The 22,361-nt window shown below is 72.5% G+C and carries 19 protein-coding genes and 1 tRNA gene; 12 read left to right on the plus strand and 8 right to left on the minus strand.

Going from position 1 to position 22,361, the window contains the following annotated elements; genetic code table 11:
* Nucleotides 1-313: 313 nt before the first annotated feature.
* Nucleotides 314-389: transfer RNA gene (locus FHP08_RS15985), tRNA-Arg, on the minus strand.
* A gap of 164 nt (nucleotides 390-553) precedes the next feature.
* Between FHP08_RS15985 and FHP08_RS15990 the strand changes: the two genes are divergently transcribed.
* Complete coding sequence (locus tag FHP08_RS15990; protein ID WP_147705493.1) at nucleotides 554-2,125, plus strand: CYTH and CHAD domain-containing protein; 1,572 nt, start codon at nucleotides 554-556, stop codon at nucleotides 2,123-2,125.
* Here FHP08_RS15990 and FHP08_RS15995 read toward each other — a convergent pair.
* The 4 genes from FHP08_RS15995 to FHP08_RS16010 are packed head-to-tail and all read right to left on the minus strand — an operon-like array spanning nucleotide 2,089 to nucleotide 4,817.
* On the minus strand, nucleotides 2,089-2,601 hold the full coding sequence (locus FHP08_RS15995) for a dihydrofolate reductase (RefSeq protein ID WP_147705617.1): 513 nt from the start codon (nucleotides 2,599-2,601) through the stop codon (nucleotides 2,089-2,091). The two genes, FHP08_RS15990 and FHP08_RS15995, sit on opposite strands and share 37 nt — an antisense overlap.
* Nucleotides 2,598-3,392, minus strand: a complete 795-nt coding sequence (gene thyA, locus FHP08_RS16000; RefSeq protein WP_147705494.1) for a thymidylate synthase — start codon at nucleotides 3,390-3,392, stop codon at nucleotides 2,598-2,600. The genes FHP08_RS15995 and thyA overlap by 4 nt, the downstream gene beginning before the upstream one ends.
* Nucleotides 3,389-4,033 (minus strand): TetR/AcrR family transcriptional regulator, encoded by a 645-nt coding sequence (locus tag FHP08_RS18760; protein WP_267285498.1) that lies wholly within the window; start codon nucleotides 4,031-4,033, stop codon nucleotides 3,389-3,391. The genes thyA and FHP08_RS18760 overlap by 4 nt, the downstream gene beginning before the upstream one ends.
* 25 nt (nucleotides 4,034-4,058) lie before the next feature.
* Nucleotides 4,059-4,817, minus strand: a complete 759-nt coding sequence (locus tag FHP08_RS16010) for a type II secretion system protein N (RefSeq protein WP_147705495.1) — start codon at nucleotides 4,815-4,817, stop codon at nucleotides 4,059-4,061.
* A 74-nt stretch (nucleotides 4,818-4,891) separates the two neighbouring features.
* On the opposite strand from FHP08_RS16010, the gene gspG reads away from it, so the two are divergent.
* From gspG to gspF, 11 genes are read left to right on the plus strand one after another with little or no spacing between them, the layout of a single operon-like run.
* Complete coding sequence (gene gspG / locus FHP08_RS16015) at nucleotides 4,892-5,383, plus strand: type II secretion system major pseudopilin GspG (protein ID WP_147705496.1); 492 nt, start codon at nucleotides 4,892-4,894, stop codon at nucleotides 5,381-5,383.
* Between the two features lie 6 nt (nucleotides 5,384-5,389).
* A complete protein-coding gene (locus tag FHP08_RS16020) occupies nucleotides 5,390-5,851 on the plus strand; it encodes a GspH/FimT family pseudopilin (protein ID WP_147705497.1) in 462 nt (153 codons plus the stop codon).
* A gap of 18 nt (nucleotides 5,852-5,869) precedes the next feature.
* Nucleotides 5,870-6,232 carry a type II secretion system minor pseudopilin GspI gene (gspI, locus tag FHP08_RS16025; protein ID WP_147705498.1) on the plus strand — a complete coding sequence of 121 codons (363 nt, stop codon included), beginning with the start codon at nucleotides 5,870-5,872 and terminating at the stop codon, nucleotides 6,230-6,232.
* A 4-nt stretch (nucleotides 6,233-6,236) separates the two neighbouring features.
* Nucleotides 6,237-6,986, plus strand: a complete 750-nt coding sequence (locus FHP08_RS16030) for a prepilin-type N-terminal cleavage/methylation domain-containing protein (protein WP_147705499.1) — start codon at nucleotides 6,237-6,239, stop codon at nucleotides 6,984-6,986.
* Complete coding sequence (gspK, locus tag FHP08_RS16035) at nucleotides 6,986-7,990, plus strand: type II secretion system minor pseudopilin GspK (RefSeq protein WP_147705500.1); 1,005 nt, start codon at nucleotides 6,986-6,988, stop codon at nucleotides 7,988-7,990. The genes FHP08_RS16030 and gspK overlap by 1 nt, the downstream gene beginning before the upstream one ends.
* Nucleotides 7,972-9,330 carry a type II secretion system protein GspL gene (gene gspL, locus FHP08_RS16040; protein ID WP_147705501.1) on the plus strand — a complete coding sequence of 453 codons (1,359 nt, stop codon included), beginning with the start codon at nucleotides 7,972-7,974 and terminating at the stop codon, nucleotides 9,328-9,330. The genes gspK and gspL overlap by 19 nt, the downstream gene beginning before the upstream one ends.
* A gap of 12 nt (nucleotides 9,331-9,342) precedes the next feature.
* Complete coding sequence (gspM, locus tag FHP08_RS16045; RefSeq protein ID WP_147705502.1) at nucleotides 9,343-9,843, plus strand: type II secretion system protein GspM; 501 nt, start codon at nucleotides 9,343-9,345, stop codon at nucleotides 9,841-9,843.
* Between the two features lie 3 nt (nucleotides 9,844-9,846).
* Entirely contained in the window at nucleotides 9,847-10,620 is a 774-nt protein-coding gene (gene gspN / locus FHP08_RS16050; protein ID WP_147705503.1) for a type II secretion system protein N, read from the plus strand.
* Nucleotides 10,617-13,073 (plus strand): type II secretion system secretin GspD, encoded by a 2,457-nt coding sequence (gene gspD / locus FHP08_RS16055; protein WP_225879166.1) that lies wholly within the window; start codon nucleotides 10,617-10,619, stop codon nucleotides 13,071-13,073. The genes gspN and gspD overlap by 4 nt, the downstream gene beginning before the upstream one ends.
* Nucleotides 13,074-13,093: 20 nt before the next feature.
* Nucleotides 13,094-14,536, plus strand: a complete 1,443-nt coding sequence (gene gspE, locus FHP08_RS16060) for a type II secretion system ATPase GspE (RefSeq protein WP_147705504.1) — start codon at nucleotides 13,094-13,096, stop codon at nucleotides 14,534-14,536.
* A gap of 17 nt (nucleotides 14,537-14,553) precedes the next feature.
* Nucleotides 14,554-15,765 (plus strand): type II secretion system inner membrane protein GspF, encoded by a 1,212-nt coding sequence (gspF, locus tag FHP08_RS16065; protein ID WP_147705505.1) that lies wholly within the window; start codon nucleotides 14,554-14,556, stop codon nucleotides 15,763-15,765.
* 12 nt (nucleotides 15,766-15,777) lie between these two features.
* Here gspF and FHP08_RS16070 read toward each other — a convergent pair whose 3' ends face one another.
* From FHP08_RS16070 to FHP08_RS16080, 3 genes are read right to left on the minus strand one after another with little or no spacing between them, the layout of a single operon-like run.
* On the minus strand, nucleotides 15,778-18,588 hold the full coding sequence (locus FHP08_RS16070; protein ID WP_187272334.1) for a CHASE domain-containing protein: 2,811 nt from the start codon (nucleotides 18,586-18,588) through the stop codon (nucleotides 15,778-15,780).
* A gap of 2 nt (nucleotides 18,589-18,590) precedes the next feature.
* Nucleotides 18,591-19,727 carry a lipocalin-like domain-containing protein gene (locus FHP08_RS16075; protein WP_225879167.1) on the minus strand — a complete coding sequence of 379 codons (1,137 nt, stop codon included), beginning with the start codon at nucleotides 19,725-19,727 and terminating at the stop codon, nucleotides 18,591-18,593.
* Entirely contained in the window at nucleotides 19,724-22,330 is a 2,607-nt protein-coding gene (locus tag FHP08_RS16080) for an FtsX-like permease family protein (RefSeq protein WP_147705507.1), read from the minus strand. The genes FHP08_RS16075 and FHP08_RS16080 overlap by 4 nt, the downstream gene beginning before the upstream one ends.
* Nucleotides 22,331-22,361: the final 31 nt, after the last annotated feature.

Below are 22,361 nucleotides of genomic sequence, written 5' to 3' on the forward strand. Positions count from 1 at the left end.
CCTGAGAAGAAAAAGCGGGTTCGCGAGGCCGGTAGATCCGGACAGGCGACAGGGGTGAAGTCTTGGCGGTGCCCCTGAACGATGGTGTGTCGGATGTCTCGCATGCGCCGAAACGGCGACGCATGGCCGGCAGCCCCGGACGGGCGGCGAGGCGATCGCGCCGGGCGTTGTTGTGAGCGCAGCGTCGGCGCCGCCTTTGCGTGGCTCGGCTGGCGCTGGTGGGCAGGGTGGGAGTCGATTGGCCGGCAGGGCCGAGTTGCCACGGAAATGCCGCGCTGTCAGTAAGCGCTATCGTGGAAACCTCTTGAAATTCTGGCGCCCCCGGCACGAATCGAACGTGCGACCCTCCCCTTAGGAGGGGGATGCTCTATCCACTGAGCTACGGAGGCGTTGTGGCAGGCGCAGGTCGCCATTCTACCGAAGTCGACCTACCTGGCCCGACGAGAGTCGGGAGGAGTGGACGCCGCTTCGGAAGGCGCCGGACCCAGCGCATCGGTCAGCTGTAACCAAGCGCGGTTCGCGAAAGGCTATCCTCGGACGCTCTGGAGCCGAGATGTCCACCGATCGCGAAATCGAACTCAAGTTCCTCGTTCCCCCCTCGTCGCGCAAGGCGCTGGCCGCCGAGATGGCGAGCGCGTCGGCGAGCCTGGAGCGGCGCACGCTGGCCGCGATGTACCTCGACACGCCCGATCGGCGGCTGGCCAGCGAGGGCATCGCCTGGCGCCTGCGCCGCGAGGGCCGGCGCTGGGTGCAGACGCTGAAGGCGGCCGGGGCGAATGCGCTCGAGCGCTTCGAGCACGAGGTGCTGCGCCCGGACGCGAGCCCGGATGCTTCACTTCACGCGGACACGTCGGTGGGCGACCGCTTGCTGAAGATCCTGCGCAAGGCGGAGGCGACCGGCGAGTTCGCCGGTGTGCGGTATCGCACCGAGGTGCGTCGCACCCTGCGCAGGGTGCGGACCCGCGGGGCGGTCGTGGAGGTCGCCTTCGACGAAGGCCGGATCCTCGCGGGTCCCAGGCCGGGTCCGGAGGCCGCCGCGGGTGGTCCTCCCGAAGCCCCGTTGCGGCTCTGCGAGATCGAGTTCGAGCTGGTGTCCGGCTCGCCGCTGGCGATGCTCGCGCTCGCCGAGCGCTGGCGAAAGCGCTTCGGCCTGATCTTCGACCCGCGCACGAAGGCCGAGCGCGGCGACCGTCTTGCCGATGGCCTGCGGTTTCCGGCAGTCCGCAAGGGGCGATCGCCTGCCTATCCCCGCGACGCGTCGGTGCTGGACGCCTTCTGCGCGGTGCTCGACGAATGCCTGGACCAGATCGGACGCAATGCGATCGGCCTGGTCGACGGCGATCCGGAACTGCGCGTCGAGCACGTTCACCAGATGCGGGTCGGCATCCGGCGTCTGCGTTCGGGGCTGCGCAGTTTTCGCGGCTGGGTGTCCGCGCCGCCGCCGCCCCTCGTCGACGGCCTGCGCGCGCTCTTCGACACCCTGGGGCTGTCGCGCGACGCCGACGTGCTCGGTGCCGGCGTGGCGGCTGCGCTGGCGCAGGCCGGTGCGCCGCCACTCGAGGCCGGGGTCGTCGCCAAGCCGGCGCCCGACCCACGCGAGGCGGTCGCCTCGGCCGCGGTGCAGCAGATCATGCTCGCCTGGTTGAGCTGGCGCGTGGGGTTGGTCGAGGAAGCGCTTCCCTGCGATGCGGCTCCGAACGCCGCCACAGCGGACAGCAAGCCGTTCCCGCTCCAGGCCGAACGCCGCCTGCGCCGCTGGCACCGCGCGATCGCCGACGCTGCCAAGGCCTTCGATTCGCTCGACGACACTGCCCTGCACGCGCTGCGCAAGCGGATCAAGCGCCAGCGCTATGCCGCCGAGTTCTTCGCGCCGGTATTGAAGGCCGGCGCGCTCGGGCGCTATCTGAAGCGCCTTGCAGTGGTGCAGGACCGGATGGGCGAGCTGAACGACCTGGTCGTAGCGCGCGAGCGTTACCGGGCGATGGTGGCCGACGCTCCGGCGGCGTGGTTCGCGCTGGGCTGGCTGGCCGCGCGCATCGCGGAGTTCAAGGGTCTCGCGCGTCCCGAGCTCGAACGGCTGGCGGGCACTCAGCCTGCGGCGCGCTCCCAGTCCTCGATCCGGTAGCCGAGCCCGCCGGCCGACCGGTGGGTCTGGCTGGACTTCAGCCTCCACTCGGGCGGGCCGAGCGGCTCGAAGCGTGCGTCGCCCTCGGGGTCGAGGTCGATCTCGGTGACGATCGCGCGGTCGGCGATCACGCGGGCCTCGGCATAGAGCTGCGCGCCGCCCACCACGAAGACCTCGTCGATGGCGATCGCGGGATCGGGACCCGGCGTGGCGGCCAGCGCGATCGCCTCGGCCAGCGAGCCGGCGCGTTCGCAGCCGGGATGCGTCCAGTGGGGATCGCGGGTGACCACGATCGTTCGCCGGCCCGGCAGTGCGCGGCCGATCGACTCGAAGGTGCGCCGGCCCATGACGATCGCATGGCCGGTGGTGGTGGCCTTGAAGTGCTTCAGGTCCTCGGGCAGGTGCCAGGGCAGCGTGTTGTCGCGGCCGATGACCCCGTTGCGGGCCCGCGCGACGACGATCGTGACCCGCATCAGACCGCCACCGGCGCCTTGATGTGCGGATGCGCCTGGTAGCCGTGCACCGCGAAGTCCTCGAAGCGGTAGTCGAAGATCGAGTCGGGCTTGCGCAGGATCTCGAGCCTGGGCAGCGGGTAGGGCTCGCGCGAGAGCTGCTCGCGCGCCTGCTCCAGGTGGTTCGAGTACAGATGGCAGTCGCCGCCGGTCCAGACGAAGTCGCCGACCTCGAGTTCGCACTGCTGCGCCACCATGTGCGTGAGCAGCGCGTACGACGCGATGTTGAAGGGCACGCCCAGGAAGATGTCGGCGCTGCGCTGGTACATCTGGCAGGACAGGCGGCCGCCGGCCACGTAGAACTGGAAGAAGGCGTGGCAGGGCGCGAGCGCCATCTTCGGCAGGTCGGCCACGTTCCAGGCCGACACGATCAGGCGGCGCGAGTCCGGGTCCTTGCGGATGCGCTCGATCACGTCGGCGATCTGGTCGATCTCGCCGCCTTCGGGCGTGCGCCAGTGGCGCCACTGGTAGCCGTAGATCGGGCCGAGCTCGCCGTTCTCGTCGGCCCATTCGTCCCAGATGCTCACGCCGTTCTCGCGCAGCCAGCGGGTGTTGGTCTCGCCTTTCAGGAACCAGATCAGCTCATTGACGATCGAGCGAAGGTGCAGCTTCTTGGTGGTGACCAGCGGGAAGCCTTCCGTGAGGTCGAAGCGCATCTGCCAGCCGAAGACCGAGCGGGTGCCGGTGCCGGTGCGATCGGGTTTCTCGGCGCCGCGCTCGAGCGCGTGGCGCATCAGGTCGAGGTACTGTCTCATCGGGTGATGCCGTCGAAGGCGGCGCGGACCATCTGCGCGACGATCTGGTCGTCGGTCAGCGCGCCGCCGGCCTTCAGGAAGTCCAGCGTGGGGTCGCAGGCGCGGGCGTAGAAGTGGTAAAGGACGAACTCGTCGGCGAAGTCGCCGGACAGCGCGCCGTCGGATCGCGCCTGGCGCACCAGGTCGCCGAGCATCTCGGACAGCGCCATCAGCTCGTCGACGTACTCGCGGTTGGCCAGCAGCGCGTCGCGCAGCGTGGCGCTGGTGGAGGGCAGGTGGGGCACGCCGCCGTCCAGCCGCTCGCGCAGCGTCCACTCGAGCATGGCGCGCAGCCGATCGGCGGCCGGCGCCTCGGCGGGCAGCGCGTCGAGCGCCTCGCGCGTGCGGCGCAGCAGCCGGATCATCACCGCCGCCGCCAGCGCTTCCTTGGAGGCGAAGTGCTTGTAGAGGCTGCCCTTGGCGATGCCGACCTCGGCGGCGATGTCGTCCATGGCCATGGGCTCGTAGCCCTTCTCCGCCAGCAGGCGGTTGGTGGCGTCGAGGATGGCCTGCTCGCGGCGCTCGAACTGGGCCTGTCGGAAGGACTTGGCGGGTCGCTCCGGTTCGCGGGCGCTGCGGGTCGGGATGCTGAAGAGGGTCACTGCGTCGGGTGGTTGCGGGAGGCGGCTACTGTCGCACGCCGACGGATGCCGGCTGCGTGGGGTCCTGCGCGCCGGTGGGACTTTCGGCACCGTTGGATTGTCCGACAGGATTGCCGTCGGCAGGCTGCTGCAACTCGGCGGGCGGCTGCGCCGGCGGGGGTTCGGTACCCGCGGACGGAGCCGGCAGCGGCGGCGCGGCCGGCGGCAACGCGGGCGCTGCGGCAGGCGGAACCGGCCGCGGTGCGACAGGCGGCAGGCGGGGCAGGGCAGGCGCGACCGACGCGGGCGCCGCGACGCTCGCCGCGCCGGCGGCTGCCGGACCGGCGCTGAGCAGGGCCGGGTCGGGCCGCTCGGGCGTGGGCAATTCCACCCGGCCGCCGGCCTGCTCGACGATGACTGCGTCGGGGCGCACTTCGACCAGCATGGCGTGCTCGTCGATCTTGTCGCCCACCATGAAGGCCTTGGGCGGCTTGCCGTCGATGGACAGGATCGCGCTGCCCCGCTGCGAAGAGGCCGCGACGCCGATCACCTTGATGTTGGAGGCCGCGGCTGCCGCGCGCCGGGATTGCACCGCCGAAGGCGGCATGCCGAACAGGCGCGACGCCGCGGCAAGGTCGGGTGCCTTCTGCCAGTCGACGAGGGAACCGGCCGGCGCGATCGCCATGCGCGGCGCGAAGAGCTGCAGCCCCCAATAGGTGGCGATGCCGCACAGCGCCGCGAACAGCACGGTGGCGGCCAGGTGAGGCGCCCAGCGGCCCGTTGCCGCCGGCGATTTCAAGCGCATGTGCGACCCGTGCCGTTTCGTAAAAACCCGCTGCTATCATAGCCCGGTTCACCTACGGACATTCAGGAGTGACGATGCACCGTCCATCGGCCGACAGCAGCATTCCGGCCAATCCGGCAGCCTGGGCGCAGGGCCCGAGCCGGTCACGCCGCGCGAGCGGCTTCACCCTCATCGAGATCATGGTCGTCATCGTGATCCTCGGCGTGCTGGCGGCCATCGCCGTGCCGCGGATCATGAGCAAGCCCGACGAGGCCCGCGTGAAGGCGGCCCAGACCGAGATCGCCCAGCTGCTGCAGGCGCTGGATCTCTACCGCCTCGACAACCAGCGCTACCCCACCACCGAGCAGGGCCTGCTCGCGCTCGCCCAGCGCCCGGCGACCGAGCCGGTCCCGCCCAACTGGAAGGCCTACCTGAAGCAGGCGCCGGTCGATCCCTGGGGCCGCCCTTATCAATACCTGAATCCCGGCGTGAAGGGCGAGATCGATGTCTTCAGCCTGGGCGCCGACGGCCAGCCCGGCGGCGAGGGCGTCGACGCCGATATCGGGAACTGGGCGCTGAACCGCTGAGCATGCGTGGGTAGCAGCCAGCGCGGATTCACTCTCCTCGAGCTGCTCGTCGCGATCGTCATCGCCGGCGTGCTGATCGGGGTGGCCACGCTTTCGATCGGCGGCTTCGACCGCGGCCTGCGCTTCGAGGCCGACCGCCTGGCGCAGCTCCTGTCGCTGGCCCGCGAAGAAGCGCTGGTGCGCGGGGCCCCGATTCGCCTGGAGGCCGACGAGGAGCGTTACCGCTTCGCGATCTGGCGCGACCGGCGCTGGCAGCCCATCCTCGACGACCGCGACCTGCGCGAGCGTCTGTGGGAGCGGCCGACCCGCGTCTCGGTCGAGCGGCCCGACACCCGCAAGGTCGTGGAATTCGGCCGCGACCAGGTCGACACGCCCTTCGCGCTGCACCTGGAGCGGGAGGGGGACCGGGTGTCGATCCTGTCGAACGGGCTCGGCGTCTTCGAGCTGCGCCAGGAGACCGGCAAGTGAGAGGCAGCTGAGGTGCAGATGAGGGCGAAGTCGCGCGGCTTCACGCTGGTCGAGGTGCTGGTGGCGATGACCATCGCCGCGATCGCGCTGATGACCGCGATGCGCGCGACCGGCTCCCTGGCGGTCAACAGCGCGGAGCTGCGGTCGCGCTCGCTGGCCCAGTGGAGCGCCGAGAACCGCCTGTCGCAGATCCGGATCGCCGCGGAGTGGCCGGCCCTGGGCCGCCGCGAGTTCGACTGCAGCCAGGCCGGCGTCGAGCTGGTCTGCGTCGAGCAGGTCTTCCAGACGCCGAACCCGCAGTTCCGGCGGGTCGAGGTCGGCGTCTACGCGCGCGGCTCCGACCATCGCCTGTCGCGACTGGTCGGCTTCTCGACGAGGTAGCGGCATGAGGTTTCGCCGGAGCCGCGGCTTCACCCTACTCGAGCTGCTGGTTGCGGTCGCGCTGCTGGCGGTGCTGGCGCTGCTCAGCTGGCGAGGCATGGGCTCGGTGATCGCCGGGCGCGACAGCATCGTCGAGCGCTCCGACGAGCTGCGGGCCCTCACCGTGGTCATGTCGCAGATGGAAGAAGACCTGCGGCGGTCCTGGGCGGTGCGGCTGCTCGGCCTGTCGGTGCCGCCGGTGGGCTTCAGCACGGGCAACGACCGGGAGCCGCCTTCGCTGACCATTCTGCGCGAGGCGCCGGGCGACGACACCACGCAGATCCAGCGGGTGGTCTGGCGCCTGCGCGACGGCACGATCGAGCGAGGGTTCAGCGCCTGGACCGTGCCCATCCCGGGCGTCACCAACCCGGTGCCGGACATTCCCTTCACCTGGCAGCCGGTGGTGCGCGGGATCGAGGCGCTCGAGCTGCGGGGCTGGCTGGACGGCCGCGGCTGGCTGCCCGCCGGGGTGCTGGCCGCGAGCCAGGCGTCGGAGATGGCCGCCGAGGCGGCGCGGGCCGAGCAGCTCGCCCGCGCGGCGCAGATGGGCCAGCCGGCGCAGCCGGGACAGCCGGGCCAGACCCTGCCGCCGGGGCAGGCCCCGCAGGCGGGCGCCGCCACGCCGGCCTCGAACGGCGTGCTCGTGACCGGCGTGGAAATGGTGCTGGTGCGTCGCGGTGAGCGCATCGTGCGCGTATTCGCGGTGGCCGACTGATGCGTGCCCGACCGCGTGCCGCTCGGCGCGGCGTGGCCGTCGCCCAAGCCGCCCAGCACGGCGTGGCGATCATCAGCGTGCTGCTGGTCGTCACGCTCGCCACGCTGATCGTGAGCAGCCTGTTCTGGCGCGAGATGGTCACCGTGCGATCGGTCGAGAACCGCCTGTCGCTCGCGCAGGTACGCTGGATCGAGAGCGCGGTGCTGGACTGGGCCGAGGTCGTGCTGCGGGTGGATCGCAACAGCACTGGCGCGGTCGACCACCTGGGCGAGATCTGGGCGCTGCCGGTGGCCGAGACCCGGCTCGACGAGACCGTGATGGGCGGCGCGCGGGTGTCCGATGCCGAGCGCAACGCGATGATCGCGGGCCAGATGTTCGACGCGCAGTCGCGCCTGAACCTGAACAACCTGGTGATCGCCGGCCAGCCCTCGGCGCCGCACCGCCAGGCCCTCGAGCGGCTGCTGGGCCTGCTGGGGCGGCCGGAGAGCCTGGCCACGCTGCTGCAGCAGCGCATCATGCAGGCCTATCCGCCGGTGGTGGAGGGCAGGCGGCTGCCGGCGAGCGCGCTGCCCCTGCTGAAGGTGTCGGACCTGCGCTCGGTGCCCGGCTTCGATGAAGCCACGGTCCAGGCGCTTGCGCCGTTCGTGACCATCCTGCCGAAGTCTGTCCGGCTCGCGCGGGCAGTGGTCAACACCGAGAACACCAAGGTCAATGTGAACACTGCCCCGGCCGAGGTGCTGGCCGCGGTCATCGCCGACATCGACCTGCAGGCCGCTCGTCAGTTCGTGGAAGGCGTCAGGCAGCGGACCTTCTTCGCCAGCCTGGACGTGGCCCGCTCGATGTTCGGCGGTTCGCCGGTCCTGGCGCCGAACCTGCTGTCCGTCGGATCGGACTTCTTCATCGTCAGCGGGATGGTACGCTTCGGCCGGGTCGAGGCGCAGAGCGAGTCCCTGTTGTATCGCGGGAGCGTGCGCGTGGAACGGGTATGGCAGCACAGGTTCTGAGAAGAGGTCAGGCGATCGTCTGGGTCCCGCCGCGCGCGAGCGGGGAGCGGGCGTTCGCGACCGAGCCTTCGCTGCTCGCGATGCTGCCGATCGCGGCCACCGAGAAGCTGGTCAGCGGCCCGGGCCACACGATGGTCACCGTGCAGGGCACGGGCAGTGCGGCGCGCTACGCGCGGATCAGCCTGGACGCGCTGCCGCCCCTCAAGTCGGTCACCCTGGTCTTCGATGCGCGCGACGTCACGCTGCTGCGCGCCAAGGTGCCGCCGCTCTCGGGCGTGCGGCTTCGCCAGGCCCTGCCCAACATCGTCGAGGACCTGTTGCTGCAGGATGCCCAGCAGTGCGCGCTCGCGGTGGGTCCGAAGACGGGCGAGGGCGAGCGGCTGGTCGCGGTCATCGATCGCGGCTGGCTCGAGCTGGTGGTCGGCGCCTTCGAGCGCAAGGGCACCAAGGTCACCGCGGCCTGGCCGGCCCAGCTCGCCCTGCCGGTGGGCGCCTCGGGCGCCGCGCTGGCCTGCCTGAACGAGGGCCTCGCCCTGCGGCTGGCGCCCAGCGAGGGCATCGGCTGGAACGCCGGCGACAGCCAGCAGGCCAGGGCCGAGGCGATCGTGTCGCTGCTGCAGGCCGCCTGGACCGGCGAGGCCGGCGGCGAGCCGTCCTTCGCCGAACGCGAGCTGCCGGAAGTGTCCGGCGGCGCGCCGCGCAACCTGCCGGTCTACATCGAGGGGCCCGCCTGGCAACCTTCGGTGATGATCGCCGCCGCCAAGGCGGGCTTCTCGGCCGAGATCCGGTCGCTGCCGCTTCCGATCGCGGCGCCGGTCGACCTGCTGAGCGGGCGACGGGGCAGCAAGGCGGGCCGCTGGGTCGCCGAGATCGACTGGCGGGCCTGGCGGCTGCCGGGCGCGCTGGCCGCCGCGACCGTGGCGATCGCCCTGTCGGGACTGAACCTGCACTGGGCCATGCTGACCCAGGAGCGCGACGAGCTGCGCAGCGCGATCGAGCGGCGCTATCGGCAGACCTTCCCGGATGCGCAGGTCGTCGTCGATCCGGTGCTGCAGATGGAGCGACAGGTGGCCGGCATGCGCACCCGGGCCGGCCAGAGCGGACCCGAGGACTTCGTGCCGCTGCTCGCGCGATTCTCGCAGGCGCTGGGCAGCCAGGCCAACGACGCGCTCTCCGGCGTCGACTATCGCGACGGCCGCCTGCGCGTGCGCTTCCAGCCCGGGCAGTTCGAATCCCGCGCGGTGCGCGACACCCTGATCCAGGCCTGCCAGCGCCTCGGCCTGCAACTGCGCTTCGATGCCGAGCGCGAGCCGACCGCCACGGTCGCGCTGCTTCGCTGAGGATCGCGCGCGATGCTGGACACGCTGATGCAACGCTGGCAGGCAATGGCCCTGCGCGAGCGACGCCTGGTGCTCGCGGCAGCCCTGGTGGTGATCGCGGCGATCGTCTACCTGTTGCTGATCGAGCCGGCCTGGCAGGGCCGCGAGCGACTGCAGCGCGAGTTGCCGGCGCTGCGCTCGCAGCTCGCCCGCATCGACCAGCTGGCCGACGAGGCGCGCCAGCTCGGTACGGCCCAGGCGGGCGCCGACACGCCCCAGGCGGTCCGGGCCCGGCTGGAACAGTCCATCGACGGCGCCGGCCTGCGGCCAGCGCTGGCCCAGCTGCAGCAGACCGGGAACCTGTTCGACGTGCGTTTCCGGGGCGTGCAGCACGCCGCCTGGCTGGCCTGGATCGACGTCGCGGTGCGCGACACCCGCCTGCGGATCGTCGACGTGTCGGTCACGCGCGAAGCCTCGCCCGGCATGGTGACCGCGCGCGCCTCGCTGGAGCTTCCCCGTCGCGAGGGGCGCTGAGCGATGCTGCGATGGATCCTCTTCGGGCTCGCCGGCCTGGTCGTCGCGGCGGTGGTCGCGGTCGCGACCGCGCCGGCCCGCTTCGTCGACCTCGCCCTCGACCGGGCCACCCTGGGCCGGGTGCGCCTCGCCGAGGCCGAGGGGACGGTCTGGCAAGGCAGCGGGCGGCTGGTCTTCGCCGACCTGGGCGGCGAGGACGCGCAGCGGCTGTCCACGCCCGGCGTGGCGATCCCGGGCCGCGTGGGCTGGGCCGTGCGGCCCTGGCCCTTGTTCGCCGGTCTGGTCGACGCGGCGATCTCGGTCGACGGCATGCCGCAGCCGGTGCGCCTGCAGGGCAGCTTCGCCGAGATGCGGGTCGGGCCGGGCGCCCTGTCGCTGCCCTCGGTCGAATTGAGCCGGCTGGGTTCGCCCTGGAACAGCATTCGCCCCTCCGGCGCGCTTGCGGTGCGCTGGGAGCCGCTCACGATTCGCGGCGGCCAGATGCACGGGCGCGCGACCGTCGAACTGCGCGAGGCGGCCTCGGCGATGACGCCGGTCCGACCGCTCGGCAGCTACCGGGTGGAGATCGACGGCCAGGGCTCGCGGGCCGACGTCGGATTGCAGACACTGTCCGGGCCGCTCAAGCTGACCGGCAAGGGCACCTGGGACGCGCGCGCGGGCCTGCGCTTCGAGGCCGACGCCAGCGCGGAGCCGAACGAGGCGGAAAGGCTACAGTCCTTCCTGGGTCTGGTCGGAAGGCGCGAAGGCGGGCGCACCATCATTAGAATAGGGGCATGACCTTGTACCAGGCTTGCGGGCGCCGGCTCGCCTCGATGCGAAACGCCGCTGCCGCGGCGTGCGGCGCCTTGTTGCTGCTGGCGGCCGCTGCGCAGCCTGTGTTCGCGCAGCCCTCGCGGCAAGGCAAGGAACGGCCCGCCAGCCCGACGGCCGCCACGCCGGCGGCGGCGGACTCCGCCGGCAGCGATGCCGTCACGCTCAACTTCAAGGATGCCGACATCGACTCGGTGGTCGGCGCCTTCGGGCACCTGCTCGACCGCACCTTCATCATCGACCCGCGCGTGCGCGGCAAGATGACCCTCGAAACGCCGCGCCCGGTCAGCCGCGACCAGGCCTATCGGCTGCTGCAATCGCAGCTGCGCTCGCAGGGCTTCGCGGTGGTCGAGGCGGGCGGCCTCACCAAGGTCGTGCCGGAGGCCGACGCCAAGCTGCAGTCCAGCCCGGTCACCGCCGGACGCACGCCCGGCGCGAGCGGCGACCAGATCGTCACGCAGATCTTCAGGCTGACCCACGAGTCGGCCTCCAACCTGGTGCCGGTGCTGCGGCCGCTGATCTCGCCGAACAACACCATCGTCGCCTATCCGAACAACAACTCGCTGGTCGTCACCGACTACGCGGCCAACCTGCAGCGCATCGCCCGGATCGTCGCCACCCTCGACAGCCCGTCGACCAGCGGGGTCGAAGTGGTGCCGATCGAGCACGCGGTGGCGGCCGACATCGCGGTGGCCGTGTCCCGGATGCTCGACGACAGCGCGCGAGCCAGTGCCGGCGCCCAGGTCGATGCCGGCCAGCGCGTCATGGTGATGGCCGACCCGCGGATCAACGCGGTGCTGATCCGCACCGGCAGCGCGGCCAAGATGACGCTGGCGCGCTCGCTGATCGCACGCCTCGACCAGCCGAGCGCGCAGCCTGGCAACATCCACGTCGTGTTCCTGCGCAACGCCGAGGCGGTCAAGCTCGCGCAGACGCTGCAGGGGGTGCTGGCGGGCGGCTCGGGCAGGCAGGGCAGCACCGGCGCCCCGGGCTTCGGCGCCGATGGCGCATCGGGCCTGCTCGGCGCGAGCGGCGCCAATCCTGCCGGTTCGATCGCCGGCGCGCAGGCCGGCGCCGCGGGGCAGGGCGCCGCCGCGACCACGCCGCTGCAGCAATCCACCACGCAGCCGGTCACGGTGCAGGCGGGCGGAGCGACCATCGCCGCGGACCCGACCACCAACTCGCTGATCATCACCGCGCCCGAGCCGGTCTACCGCAACCTGCGCTCGGTCATCGACAAGCTCGACACCCGCCGCGCCCAGGTCTTCATCGAGTCGCTGATCGTCGAGATCAGCGCCGAGCGCGCGGCCGAGCTCGGCATCCAGTGGCAGTTCCTGAGCGCGCCCGAGGGCACCACCCGCGTGATCGGCGGCACCAACCTGCCCACGCGCGGCACCGGCGGCAACATCCTCGACGCCACCGCCAACATCGGATCGGTCGGCACCGGCCTGAACGTGGGCGTGGTGCGCGGCACCACCACGATTCCCGGCATCGGCACCGTGCTGAACCTGGGCTTCCTGGCGCGCGCGCTGGAGACCAACGCCAACGCCAACATCCTGGCCACGCCGAACCTGCTGACGCTGGACAACGAAGAGGCGCGGATCATCATCGGCCAGAACGTGCCCTTCGTCACCGGCCAGTTCACCGCCACCGGCACCGGCGGCGCCTCGGTGAACCCCTTCCAGACGATCGAGCGGCGCGACGTCGGCACCACGCTGCGCGTCAAGCCCCAGGTTTCCGAGTCGGGCACCGTGCGCCTGCAGATCTTCCAGGAGGTCTCCAGCGTGCAGAGCGTCACGCTGGCTGCAGGCATCATCACGAACCGCCGGGCGATCGAGTCCAACGTGCTGGTCGACGACGGCCAGATCGTGGTCCTGGGCGGCCTGATCGAGGAGCGGGTCGAGGGCGGCGAGGACAAGGTGCCCGGGCTCGGCGACGTCCCGGTGGTGGGCCAGCTCTTCCGCTACGACAATCGCCGGCGGGTGAAGACCAATCTGCTGGTCTTCCTGCGCCCGGTGGTGGTGCGTGACGGCGAGGCCGCCTACGGCGTGACCGCCGACCGCTACGAGTACATGCGCCTGCTGCGCGGCGACTCGGGCCTGCCCGAGCACTGGCTGCTGCCCGACTTCAAGCCCTCGGAGCTGCCGCCGATGCCGCAGCCGCCGTCGCGCCGGCCGCCGCCGGGCATCGCGCCGGCGCCGGCCAGCCTGGCCCCCGAGATCGACGAGGCGGTGCAGCGCGAGCCGGCGCCGATCCAGCGCTCGGTGCCCACCACGATCAATCCGCCGCGCGGCACCAACGAGGTGGTGGTGCCGCTCAATGGCCGCGTCACCCCGATCGTGCCCCCGGAGGCGGGCGCGGGGGCCTCGCAGCCGCCTGCGCCCGCAGGCACCGAGGCGCCGCTGCCCGCGACCGACTGACGCCTGGCGCAGCGCCCCCCATGTCCACGATCTCGCCCTCGCGCTACGTGCCCTACGGATTCGCGCGCGCACACCAGTTGCTGGTGGCCGGCATGGTGGGCGACACCATCGAGGTCTGGATCGGCGATCGCACCCCGCGCCACGCGCTGGCCGAGCTGGCACGGCTGGTGCCGATGCGGCTGGTCGCGGTGCGCAAGACCGACGAGGAGCTCGGCGCCGCCATCTCTCGCGCCTACTCGCAGAACCAGGGCGGTTCGGCGGCCGCGGTGGTCGACGAGCTCGAGAGCGACATGGACCTCTCGCGGCTGATGCAGGACCTGCCCAAGATCGAGGACCTGCTCGAGACCGAGGACGACGCGCCGATCATCCGGATGATCAACGTGCTGCTCACCCAGGCCGCGCGCGACGGCGCCTCGGACATCCACATCGAGCCCTTCGAGACGCATTCGCTGGTGCGCTTCCGGGTCGACGGCACGTTGCGCGACGTGGTGCGTCCCAAGCGCGAGCTGCACGCCGCGCTGATCTCGCGGATCAAGATCATGGCGCAGCTCGACATCGCCGAGAAGCGCCTGCCCCAGGACGGCCGGATCACCCTGCGCATCGGCGGCCGGCCGATGGACGTGCGGGTGTCCACGCTGCCCACCGGCCACGGCGAGCGTGCCGTGCTGCGCCTGCTCGACAAGGAAGCCGGCAGGCTCGACCTCGCCCGGCTGGGCATGGCGCCCGACACGCTGGCGACCTTCGATCGCCTGACCCGCCAGCCGCACGGCATCCTGCTGGTGACCGGACCGACCGGCTCGGGCAAGACCACCACGCTCTACGCGGCCCTCGGCCGGCTCGACACGACCACGACCAACATCCTGACCGTCGAGGACCCGATCGAGTACGACCTGCCCGGCATCGGCCAGACCCAGGTGAACGCCCGGATCGACATGACCTTCGCCAAGGCGCTGCGTTCGATCCTGCGTCAGGACCCGGACGTGGTCATGATCGGCGAGATCCGCGACCTGGAGACCGCGCAGATCGCGGTCCAGGCCTCGCTCACCGGTCACCTGGTGCTCGCCACCCTGCACACCAACGATTCGGTGTCCGCGGTGACCCGCCTGATCGACATGGGCATCGAGCCCTTCCTGCTGTCGTCCTCGCTGATCGGCGTGGTGGCGCAGCGCCTGGTGCGCAAGCTGTGTCCCGAGTGCCGCGAGCCCGATCCGGTCGCCGGGGGCTGGCGCGCGGTGGGCTGCGTGGCCTGCAACCGCACCGGCTACCAGGGCCGCACCGGCATCCACGAGCTCTTCGTCGTCGACGACCGGATCCGCGCGCTGATTCACCAGGGCGCCTCCGAGGCCACGCTGCGCGAGGCGGCCGAGGCCGACGGCATGCGCTCGATGCGCGAGGACGGCGGCCGCTGGGTCGAGTCCGGTGTCACCTCGGCCGACGAGGTGATCCGGGTCACGCGCGACTAGCGCACCGGGCCCGCAGCGTGCCGGCATTCCGTTTCGAGGCCGCCGACGCGGCGGGGCAGATCAAGCGCGGCGTCCTCGATGCCGACTCGGCGCGCCACGCGCGCGCCACCCTGCGCGAGCGGGGCATGACGCCGCTCGAGGTCGCGCCGGTCCAGGAAGCCGGGGCGACGCGGGCCGTCCCGGTGTTCTCGGCGCGGCTGCGCGCAGCGGACCTGGCGCTGGTCACGCGCCAGCTGGCCAGCCTGTTGTCGGCGCGCCTGCCGATCGAGCAGGCGCTCAACGCGGTGGTCGAGCAGGCCGAGAAGCCCGCGGTGCGCGAGCGCTTCGCCGCGGTGCGCAGCGAGGTGGTGTCGGGCCAGACGCTGTCGCAGGCGCTGTCGCGCTTTCCCCGCGATTTCCCGGACGTCTACCGCGCGCTGGTCTCGGCCGGCGAGCAATCGGGCGACCTGTCCCTGGTGATGAGCCGGCTGGCCGACTACGTGGAGTCGCGCACCGCGCTATCGCAGCGGATCATGCTCGCCTTCACCTATCCGGCGATCGTGACCGTGGTGGCCACCCTGGTGATCATCGCCCTGCTGACCTACGTGGTGCCGCAGGTGGTCGGCGTGTTCTCGCAGACCCGGCAGGAGCTGCCCTGGCTCACCGTGGGCCTGATCGCGGTATCCGACTTCGCGCGGCAGTGGGGCATCTGGGCGCTGATCGCGCTGGGCCTTGCGCTGCTCGGCTTCCGGCTGGCCCTGCGCTCGCCTTCGTTCCGGCTGGCCTGGCATGCGCGCCTGCTGTCGATGCCGGTCGCGGGCCGCCTCATCCTCGGACTGAACACCGCGCGCTTCACGTCGACGCTGGGCATCCTGACCAGCAGCGGGGTGCCGCTCATCAAGGCGCTCGACGCCGGCGCGCGCACGCTGGGCAACGACGCGCTGCGGTTGGTGGTCGACGACGCGATCGACCGGGTGCGCGAGGGCGCGGCGCTGTCGCGCTCGCTGGCCGCGGGCGGCCGCTTCCCCCCGGTCATGATCCACATGATCGCCAGCGGCGAGGCCACCGGCGAGCTTCCCGAGATGCTCGAGCGCACCGCCTACCAGCTGTCCCAGGAAACCGAGCGCCGCACGCTCACGCTGACCAGCCTGCTCGAGCCGATGCTGATCCTGCTGATGGGAGCGGTGGTGCTGGTGATCGTGCTGGCGGTGCTGCTGCCCATCATCGAGATCAATCAGCTGGTTCGTTGAGCGAACGCCAGGTCAGGCGCCGCCGGTGCGCCCGGCGATCATCGCCTCGATGCAATGGGCGAAGTCGGCCAGGTCGAGCGGCTTGGTCAGGAAGGCGCCCGCGCCGGCTGCGAGCGCGCGTTCCCGGGTGGCGCCGGTGGCATCGGCCGACACCACGAGCACCGGAATCCCGGCCAGGGCAGGGTCGGCCTTCAGCTCGGCGAGCAGCTCGAGCCCGTGACGGTCGGGCAGGTTGAGATCCAGCACCAGCAGGTCGGGCGGCCGCGCGCGCAGCGCGGCCAGGCCCTCGGCTGCGGTCGCGCAGGTTTCGAGCGAGTAGGCCTCGCGCAAGGCGAGGGCGTCGCGGAACAGCGCCGCATTGATCGAGTTGTCCTCGATGCACAGGATGCGGTGGGCCCCCTCGCTGCCGTTCCTGGCGGCGGCCTGAGCGGTGCTCGGGTTCATGGACGCCTGCGCGGCGATCCGAGCCGGCGCGGCCGGCATGACCAGCGTGAAGGTGCTGCCGCGCTGCGGCTCGCTGTGCACCTCGAGCCTGCCGCCCATCGATTCGGCGAGCTGTCGCGAGATCACGAGCCCGATGCCGGTGCCCGGCGAGTTCTTCTCGCGCCCGAGCCGGTCGAAGGGCACGAACAGCCGCTCGAGCTCGTCGGCAGACAAGCCCGGGCCCGTGTCGACGACCGAGACGGCGACCTCTCCATTGCCGTTGCCGACGCCATCGCCTTGCCGGGCGATCTTCAGACTCACCGACCCGCCGTCGCGGTTGTACTTCACCGCGTTGCCCAGCAGGTTGAGCAGGATCTGGCGCAAGCGGGTCGAATCGGCGAGCACGGTCGCGGGCAGGGCGCCTGCCGGGACGAAGGTCGCGGGCTCGATCACGATCCGCCGCTGCGTCGCCTCGACCGCGAGCAGCGAGCGGCACTCGTCGAGCAAGTGGCCGACGTCGACGGGAGCGATCGCCAGCTTCATCGCGCCCGCCTCGATGCGTGCCAGGTCGAGCACCTCGTCGATCATGTCGAGCAGGTGCCAGCCGGCCTTCTCGATCAGTCGCACCCGTTCGAGCTGCGTGCCCGACAGCGGGGCCGAGGGATCGGTCGCGAGCAGTTGCGCGAAGCCCAGCACCGAGTTCAGCGGCGTGCGCAGCTCGTGGCTCATTCTCGAGAGGAATTCGCCCTTGGCGCGATTGGCCGACTCGGCCGCCTCGCGCTCCCGGATCTCGCGCGCGAGCTCGCGGGTGCGCGTCTCGACTTCCTGCTGGAATCGGCGTTGCCGGTCGAACTGCATCAGCAGGAACACGCCCAGCATCGTCACGCCCAGCAGGCCCAGCACCGAGAGCGTCCAGCTGCCCCAGTCGCGGGCCGACACGATATAGGCCGGGTTGGCGGCGATGCGAAGCTGCCAGTGCCGGCCCGCGAAGCTGCGATCGATGACCCGGCTCAGCGGGCCGGCGACCGGACGCGCCGGACAGTCCGGCGCGCCGGCCAGCCGTTGCGCCAGTCCTTGCGTCGACACGTCCAGCAGGCACAGCTCGATCAGGCCCGAAGCGGCCACCGGCAGGCGCTCGAAGGTGTCGCGCAGGCGCAGCGAGACGAACACGATGCCGAGCGTCGCGTCGGGGGCCGGTGTGGCCGGCGCAGCCTTCGGATCCGCCAGCGCCCGGTAGACCACGACCCCGAGGTCGTTCGGCGCGAGCTGCACCAGGTGGAAGGGGGCGCTGGCCTGGGCGGTTCCGGTCCGGCGTGCGCGCAGGATCGTCTCCCGGGTCACCTCCGACGCCAGCTGGTTCAGGCCGAGCACGCTGGCGTTGGACCGGGCCGGCGACACGTAGGTGATCGCGAAGTACTCGCCGGCTGGCGCGGGGGGCACGACCGAGCCGTTGGGCAGGCGGTCGAACACCCGGTAGTCGGGCTCCTCTTCGTCGCGCATCGCGCGCTCGTGCGCTTCGATTCCGCCCTCGCGAATGCGCTGCGACCAGCCGATCGCCTGGATCGTGGGCACCGCGAAGATCCAGGGGTCGGCGAATCGCGCGAACTCCTGCCGGGTGACCTGCTCCGAGGCGGTGAACAGGCCGTTCAGCGCCTCGAGCGCCAGCAACACGCTGTCGAATCGGTCGAACACCGAGTTGGCGGTGAACAGGACCTCGCGGTCGAAGGCGGACTGCAGTTGCAGGCGGTCGCGTCGGCCGATCTCTGCGATCGCCAGGCCGAGCATCACGATCGCCACCACCATCGGCAGCACGAAGTTCGCGATCGGCCTGATGCGGTCCGAGCTCCGTCGGGACAGCATGACCGCGAGCACCGGGCCGACCAGGGCCGAGCCGAAGGTGTCGCCGATCCACCAGGTCAGCCAGTTGAAGGCCAGGTCGTTCGCGCCGATCGCGCCGACCAGGTACAGGGTCAGCACGCCGGTGGTCGGGCTGATCACGCTGCCGGCCGGGCCCGCCAGGAGGATGCGGCGAAGCGCCGGCCTGTCCGAGCCCGGCGTGCTGGGGAAGCGCCCGTAGCGGCGGACCAGCCAGACGGCGAACCAGGCCTGGATCGTTGCGCCGGCGGCCATTGCCGCGGGCGCGAAGATCGCGCCGGCGCCATACACCGCTTGGGCTCCGACCCAGTCGAGAAAGAGCAGGCAGCCGACGAACACCGCCGGCAGCATCCGCCAGCCGTGGAACAGGACGACCGCAGCGGCGATGCCCGCCGGCGCGAACATCGGGCTGGCGAAGCCGGTGGGCAGCGTCAGCTCGTTCGACAGCACGCCCGCGCTCGCGTAGGCGAGGGCGAGCGCGGCGCTCGCCGCCAGCCAGCGCACCAGCGGCGGAATGCGATGCACGTTCACAGCCGCAGCGCCCCGGCGTAGCCGGTCAGTTCCAGATACCCGGCGCCAATCTGCCGGCCGCCTTCCAGGACCCGCACCGCGCCCTCCCAGTACACGGTGCCGGTGCTGGCCGATGCGTCGATCTCCTGGTCGTCCAGCAGCGGATCGAGTTCGAGCACACGGTCGCCGACAGCCAGCCGCATCGCCACCGGCCAGCTCGCGCCGGTGCGCGGCGAGCGCCATTCCCGCAAGGGCGTGAAGCGCGGCTCCGGCGTCGATCCGGGGGCTGGCGCCGGGTTCGGGGCAGCCACCCGCTCCGGGGCGATCCAGTTCGCGTCGGACCAGAGCACGCGGCCGTCGCGACGGCGGATCCGGAAGGCCATCAGCGCGCTGCCGTCGTCGAGGTTCAGGCCGACCCAGTCCCAGCCGGCGGCCTGCGGATCGAGGATCTCCGACGACCATTCGTGGTCCAGCCAGGCATGGCCTCGCACCGGTCGGGTCGGCCGGCCGTCGGGGCCGCCGATCGCGCCCGTCACCGTGAGTTGCGGACGGCTGTAGTACCAGCTCGCCTGCGTCGGCAGGGGGCCCTTGCGCGAGAAGCCCGCGTCGCCCTGCGGCACCGGCGGCCCGGGCGGCGCGAAGTCCAGCGCCAGCTCGAGCGCCGCGTCGTCGATCCTGGCCACGATCCGGTCGTCGGACTCGCGGTGCAGGCGCCAGCTGCCGATCGACACGTCGAGGTCGCGCACCGAGAAGTCCGCCAGCCCGAAGCCGGGGCGCGCCGACCGCTCGGCATGCGTCAGCCGGCCCCGCCGCGCCGAGGCGATCGCCGCGTGGGCGAAGAGAAGCTGGGTCGGGGCGAAGCGGCTCGGGTTGGACGCGTCGTGACGGGTGCGGCTGCGGAAGAAGGTGATCTGCACCCCCAGCGGCGCCTCGTCGGCATCGGTCAGCCAGCCGGTCAGGTACCACCACTCGGTGCGGTAGGCCGGATGCGCGCCGTGGTCGCGCGGAAAGCCCAGTGGCCGGCCAGGGACGACCGGGGGCCAGGCGCCGGCGGGCGCGTCGTCCTGCGCAAGGGCCTTGCCGATCAGGCCGGCGGCGCTGCCGGCGCTGGCGGCGATCAGCAGGCTGCGGCGAAGCGGGCGCACCGCGCTCACCAGTCCTCCCGCACCGCCCGGATCGGCGAGGCGCTGCTGGCCTGGCGGGCGGCGAGCGCCGCCACGGCGACCGCCAGCACGATCATCGCGCAGGCGCCGGCGGCGAGCTGCGTGACAGGCCAATCGATGTCCATCGTCCAGTGGAAGGATTGCGGATTCACCCAGTGCACCAGCACCAGCGCGATCGCGACGCCCAGCGCGATGCCCCAGCATACGGCAGCCGCGACCAGGATGCCCGCCTCGAGCGCGAACTGCGCCACGATGGCCGACGGACGGACGCCCAGGTGTCGCAGCATCCCGAACTCGCGGCGCCGGGCGATGGCCTCGGTCGACCAGGCCGCCGCCACACCGAACAGGGCCACGACGATCGCCACCGCCTCCAGCGCCCAGGTGGCGGCGAAGCTGCGATCGAAGATCGTGAGCGAAAGCGCGCGCAGCTCGGCCGCGCCGCGCAGCTGCAGGGCCGGGCCGTCGGCCATCGCCTGGCGGATCCGCTCCGCGACCGCCGCATCGCTCGCGCCCGGCGCGAGCCAGACCGACAGGTCGGTCACGCGCGCCTCGCCGGCCAGGGCCTGCCAGGCCTGCAGGTCGATCGCGATCGCGCCGTGCTGTCGCGCGTAGTCTCGCCAGACGCCGGCGACGAAGAAGCGGGGCTGGGCCGCGCCGGGTTCGCGCGTGCCAGGATCGCTCGCGGCGGATTCGGCCGACAGCCGCGCACCGCCCGGCCCGGCTGCAGGGGGCAGCGGCAGGGCGATCAGGCTGCCCGGCCGCCACCCGTACAGGTCGACGACCGCCTCGCTGACCCAGATCGGCGTCGCGCCCGCCGGGGCCTGCAGGGACTGGCCGGTCAGCGGCAGGCGGCGCTGGGGGTCGTTCGCATCGATCGGCCGCGCCAGCAGCGCGACCGGCGGCCGCCCCGGATCCAGCACCAGCCGCGCCGCGTGCAGGAACTCGGCGCGCGCCACGCCCGGGATCGCGGCGATCCGGGCCTGGGCGGCCGGGTCGATCCCGTCCAGCGGCCCGGGGTTGTCGATCCGGCCGTACAGGTCCGCGGGCAGCACGTTGTGCAGCCAGGCGTCGACCGAGGTCCGGAAGCTCGCGACCATGATCGCCATCGCGCTGGCCAGCGCGACCGACGCCACGATGCCGCCGAGCGCGGCACCCGAGGCGCCTGGCGACGCGGCCACGCGCTGCGCGGCGAGCCAGGCGGCCGGTCCGGCCCGGGCGCTGGCGTCGCGCTCAAGTGGGCCGCGCGCCAGGGCCAGGGCGCGCGGCAGCAGCGCGATGCCGGCCACCAGCCAGAGCGCGATCGTCGCGTAGGCGGGGATCGGCAACTCGCGGACCGGCGGCGCCGCGAGCAGCAGGGCGCCCCCGGCGAACAGCGCGATCGGCAGGGCGGCCGGCCAGCGACCGGCCGGCAGTTCGTCGCCGCCACCCTCGCGCAGGGCGCGCGCGGGCGGCTGCCGGACGATGCGGCGCGCCGCTGCGAGGCTGCCGGCCAGGGCAGTCGCCACGCCCGCCAGGCCGAAGCCGGCCAGCGCGCCTGCGTCGACCGCCAGCGCCGGACTGCTGCCGGCGAAATAGCCGCCGCCCAGGTCGCCGCCCACCGCGGCCAGCAGCAGGCGCGCGCCGGCCACCCCGCCGGCCAGGCCGAGCAGGGTGCCGGCCAGGCCGGGCAGCAGGCCCAGCCCCAGCACCTGCCGCATCAGCAGGCCCCGGCCGGCGCCCAGCACCGCGAGCAGGGCCAATCGGGAGCGCTCGCGCGCGACCGCCAGCGCGATCGCCGAGTGCACGATGAAGCCGCCGGTGAACAGCGCGACCAGCGCCAGCACGGTCAGGTTGACCCGGTAGGCGCGCGACAGGTTGGACATGCGCTGGCGCGACGCGTCCGGCGTGGTGACGACCGCGTCGGCGGGCAAGCCGAGGGCCTGCGGCTCGCTCAGCATCGCGGGGGTGATTCCGGCGGCCAGCCGAAGCTCGATCCGGCTCAGCCGGCCCAGCCAGCCGAGCCGCCACTGCATCGTGCCGATGTCCATCACCGCCAGCGCCACGCCCGCCGGCGCGCGCTCCAGCGTGCCGGCGATGCGAAGCTCGATCGGGCCCGAAGGGGTGTCGAGCGCGAGCCTGTCGCCGGCCTGGCGGCCGCTCAGTTCCAGGGCGCGGCGCGACAGGAAGATCGCATCGTCGGCGAACAGGTCGGTGCCGGCGCCACCCTCGCTCACGCTGGGCAGCAGCGCGGGCGTCACGCGGGCCGCCCGCATGGGGTCGATGCCCACCACCCGAAGCCGCAGGCCTTCGTCGGCGCCCGAAACCGCGAAGCTCGCCTCGATCACCGGGCTGGCTGCGGCGATCTCGGGCGCGGCGGCGATGCGCGGCCAGAGGGTCTCGTCCAGGTTGCCGGTGCGCGACTCGATGCGCGCCTGCGCGTCGCCGTTCACGGTGGCGAGGGCGGCGTCGAACTCGTCGAGCGCGGAGCGGTTGACCAGGTGGATCGCCAGCGCCAGGGCGACCCCGATCGCGATCGAGGCTGCGGCTGCGGCGAGCCGTCCGGGCTGCGCGCGCAGTTGCGCGCGCCAGAGCCAGGCCTGCAGGCCGGTGCTCATCGGAAGTCGCCCGTGGCGCTCATCGGGGTTC

Source organism: Zeimonas arvi (assembly GCF_008039575.1).
GTDB lineage: Bacteria > Pseudomonadota > Gammaproteobacteria > Burkholderiales > Burkholderiaceae_E > Zeimonas > Zeimonas arvi.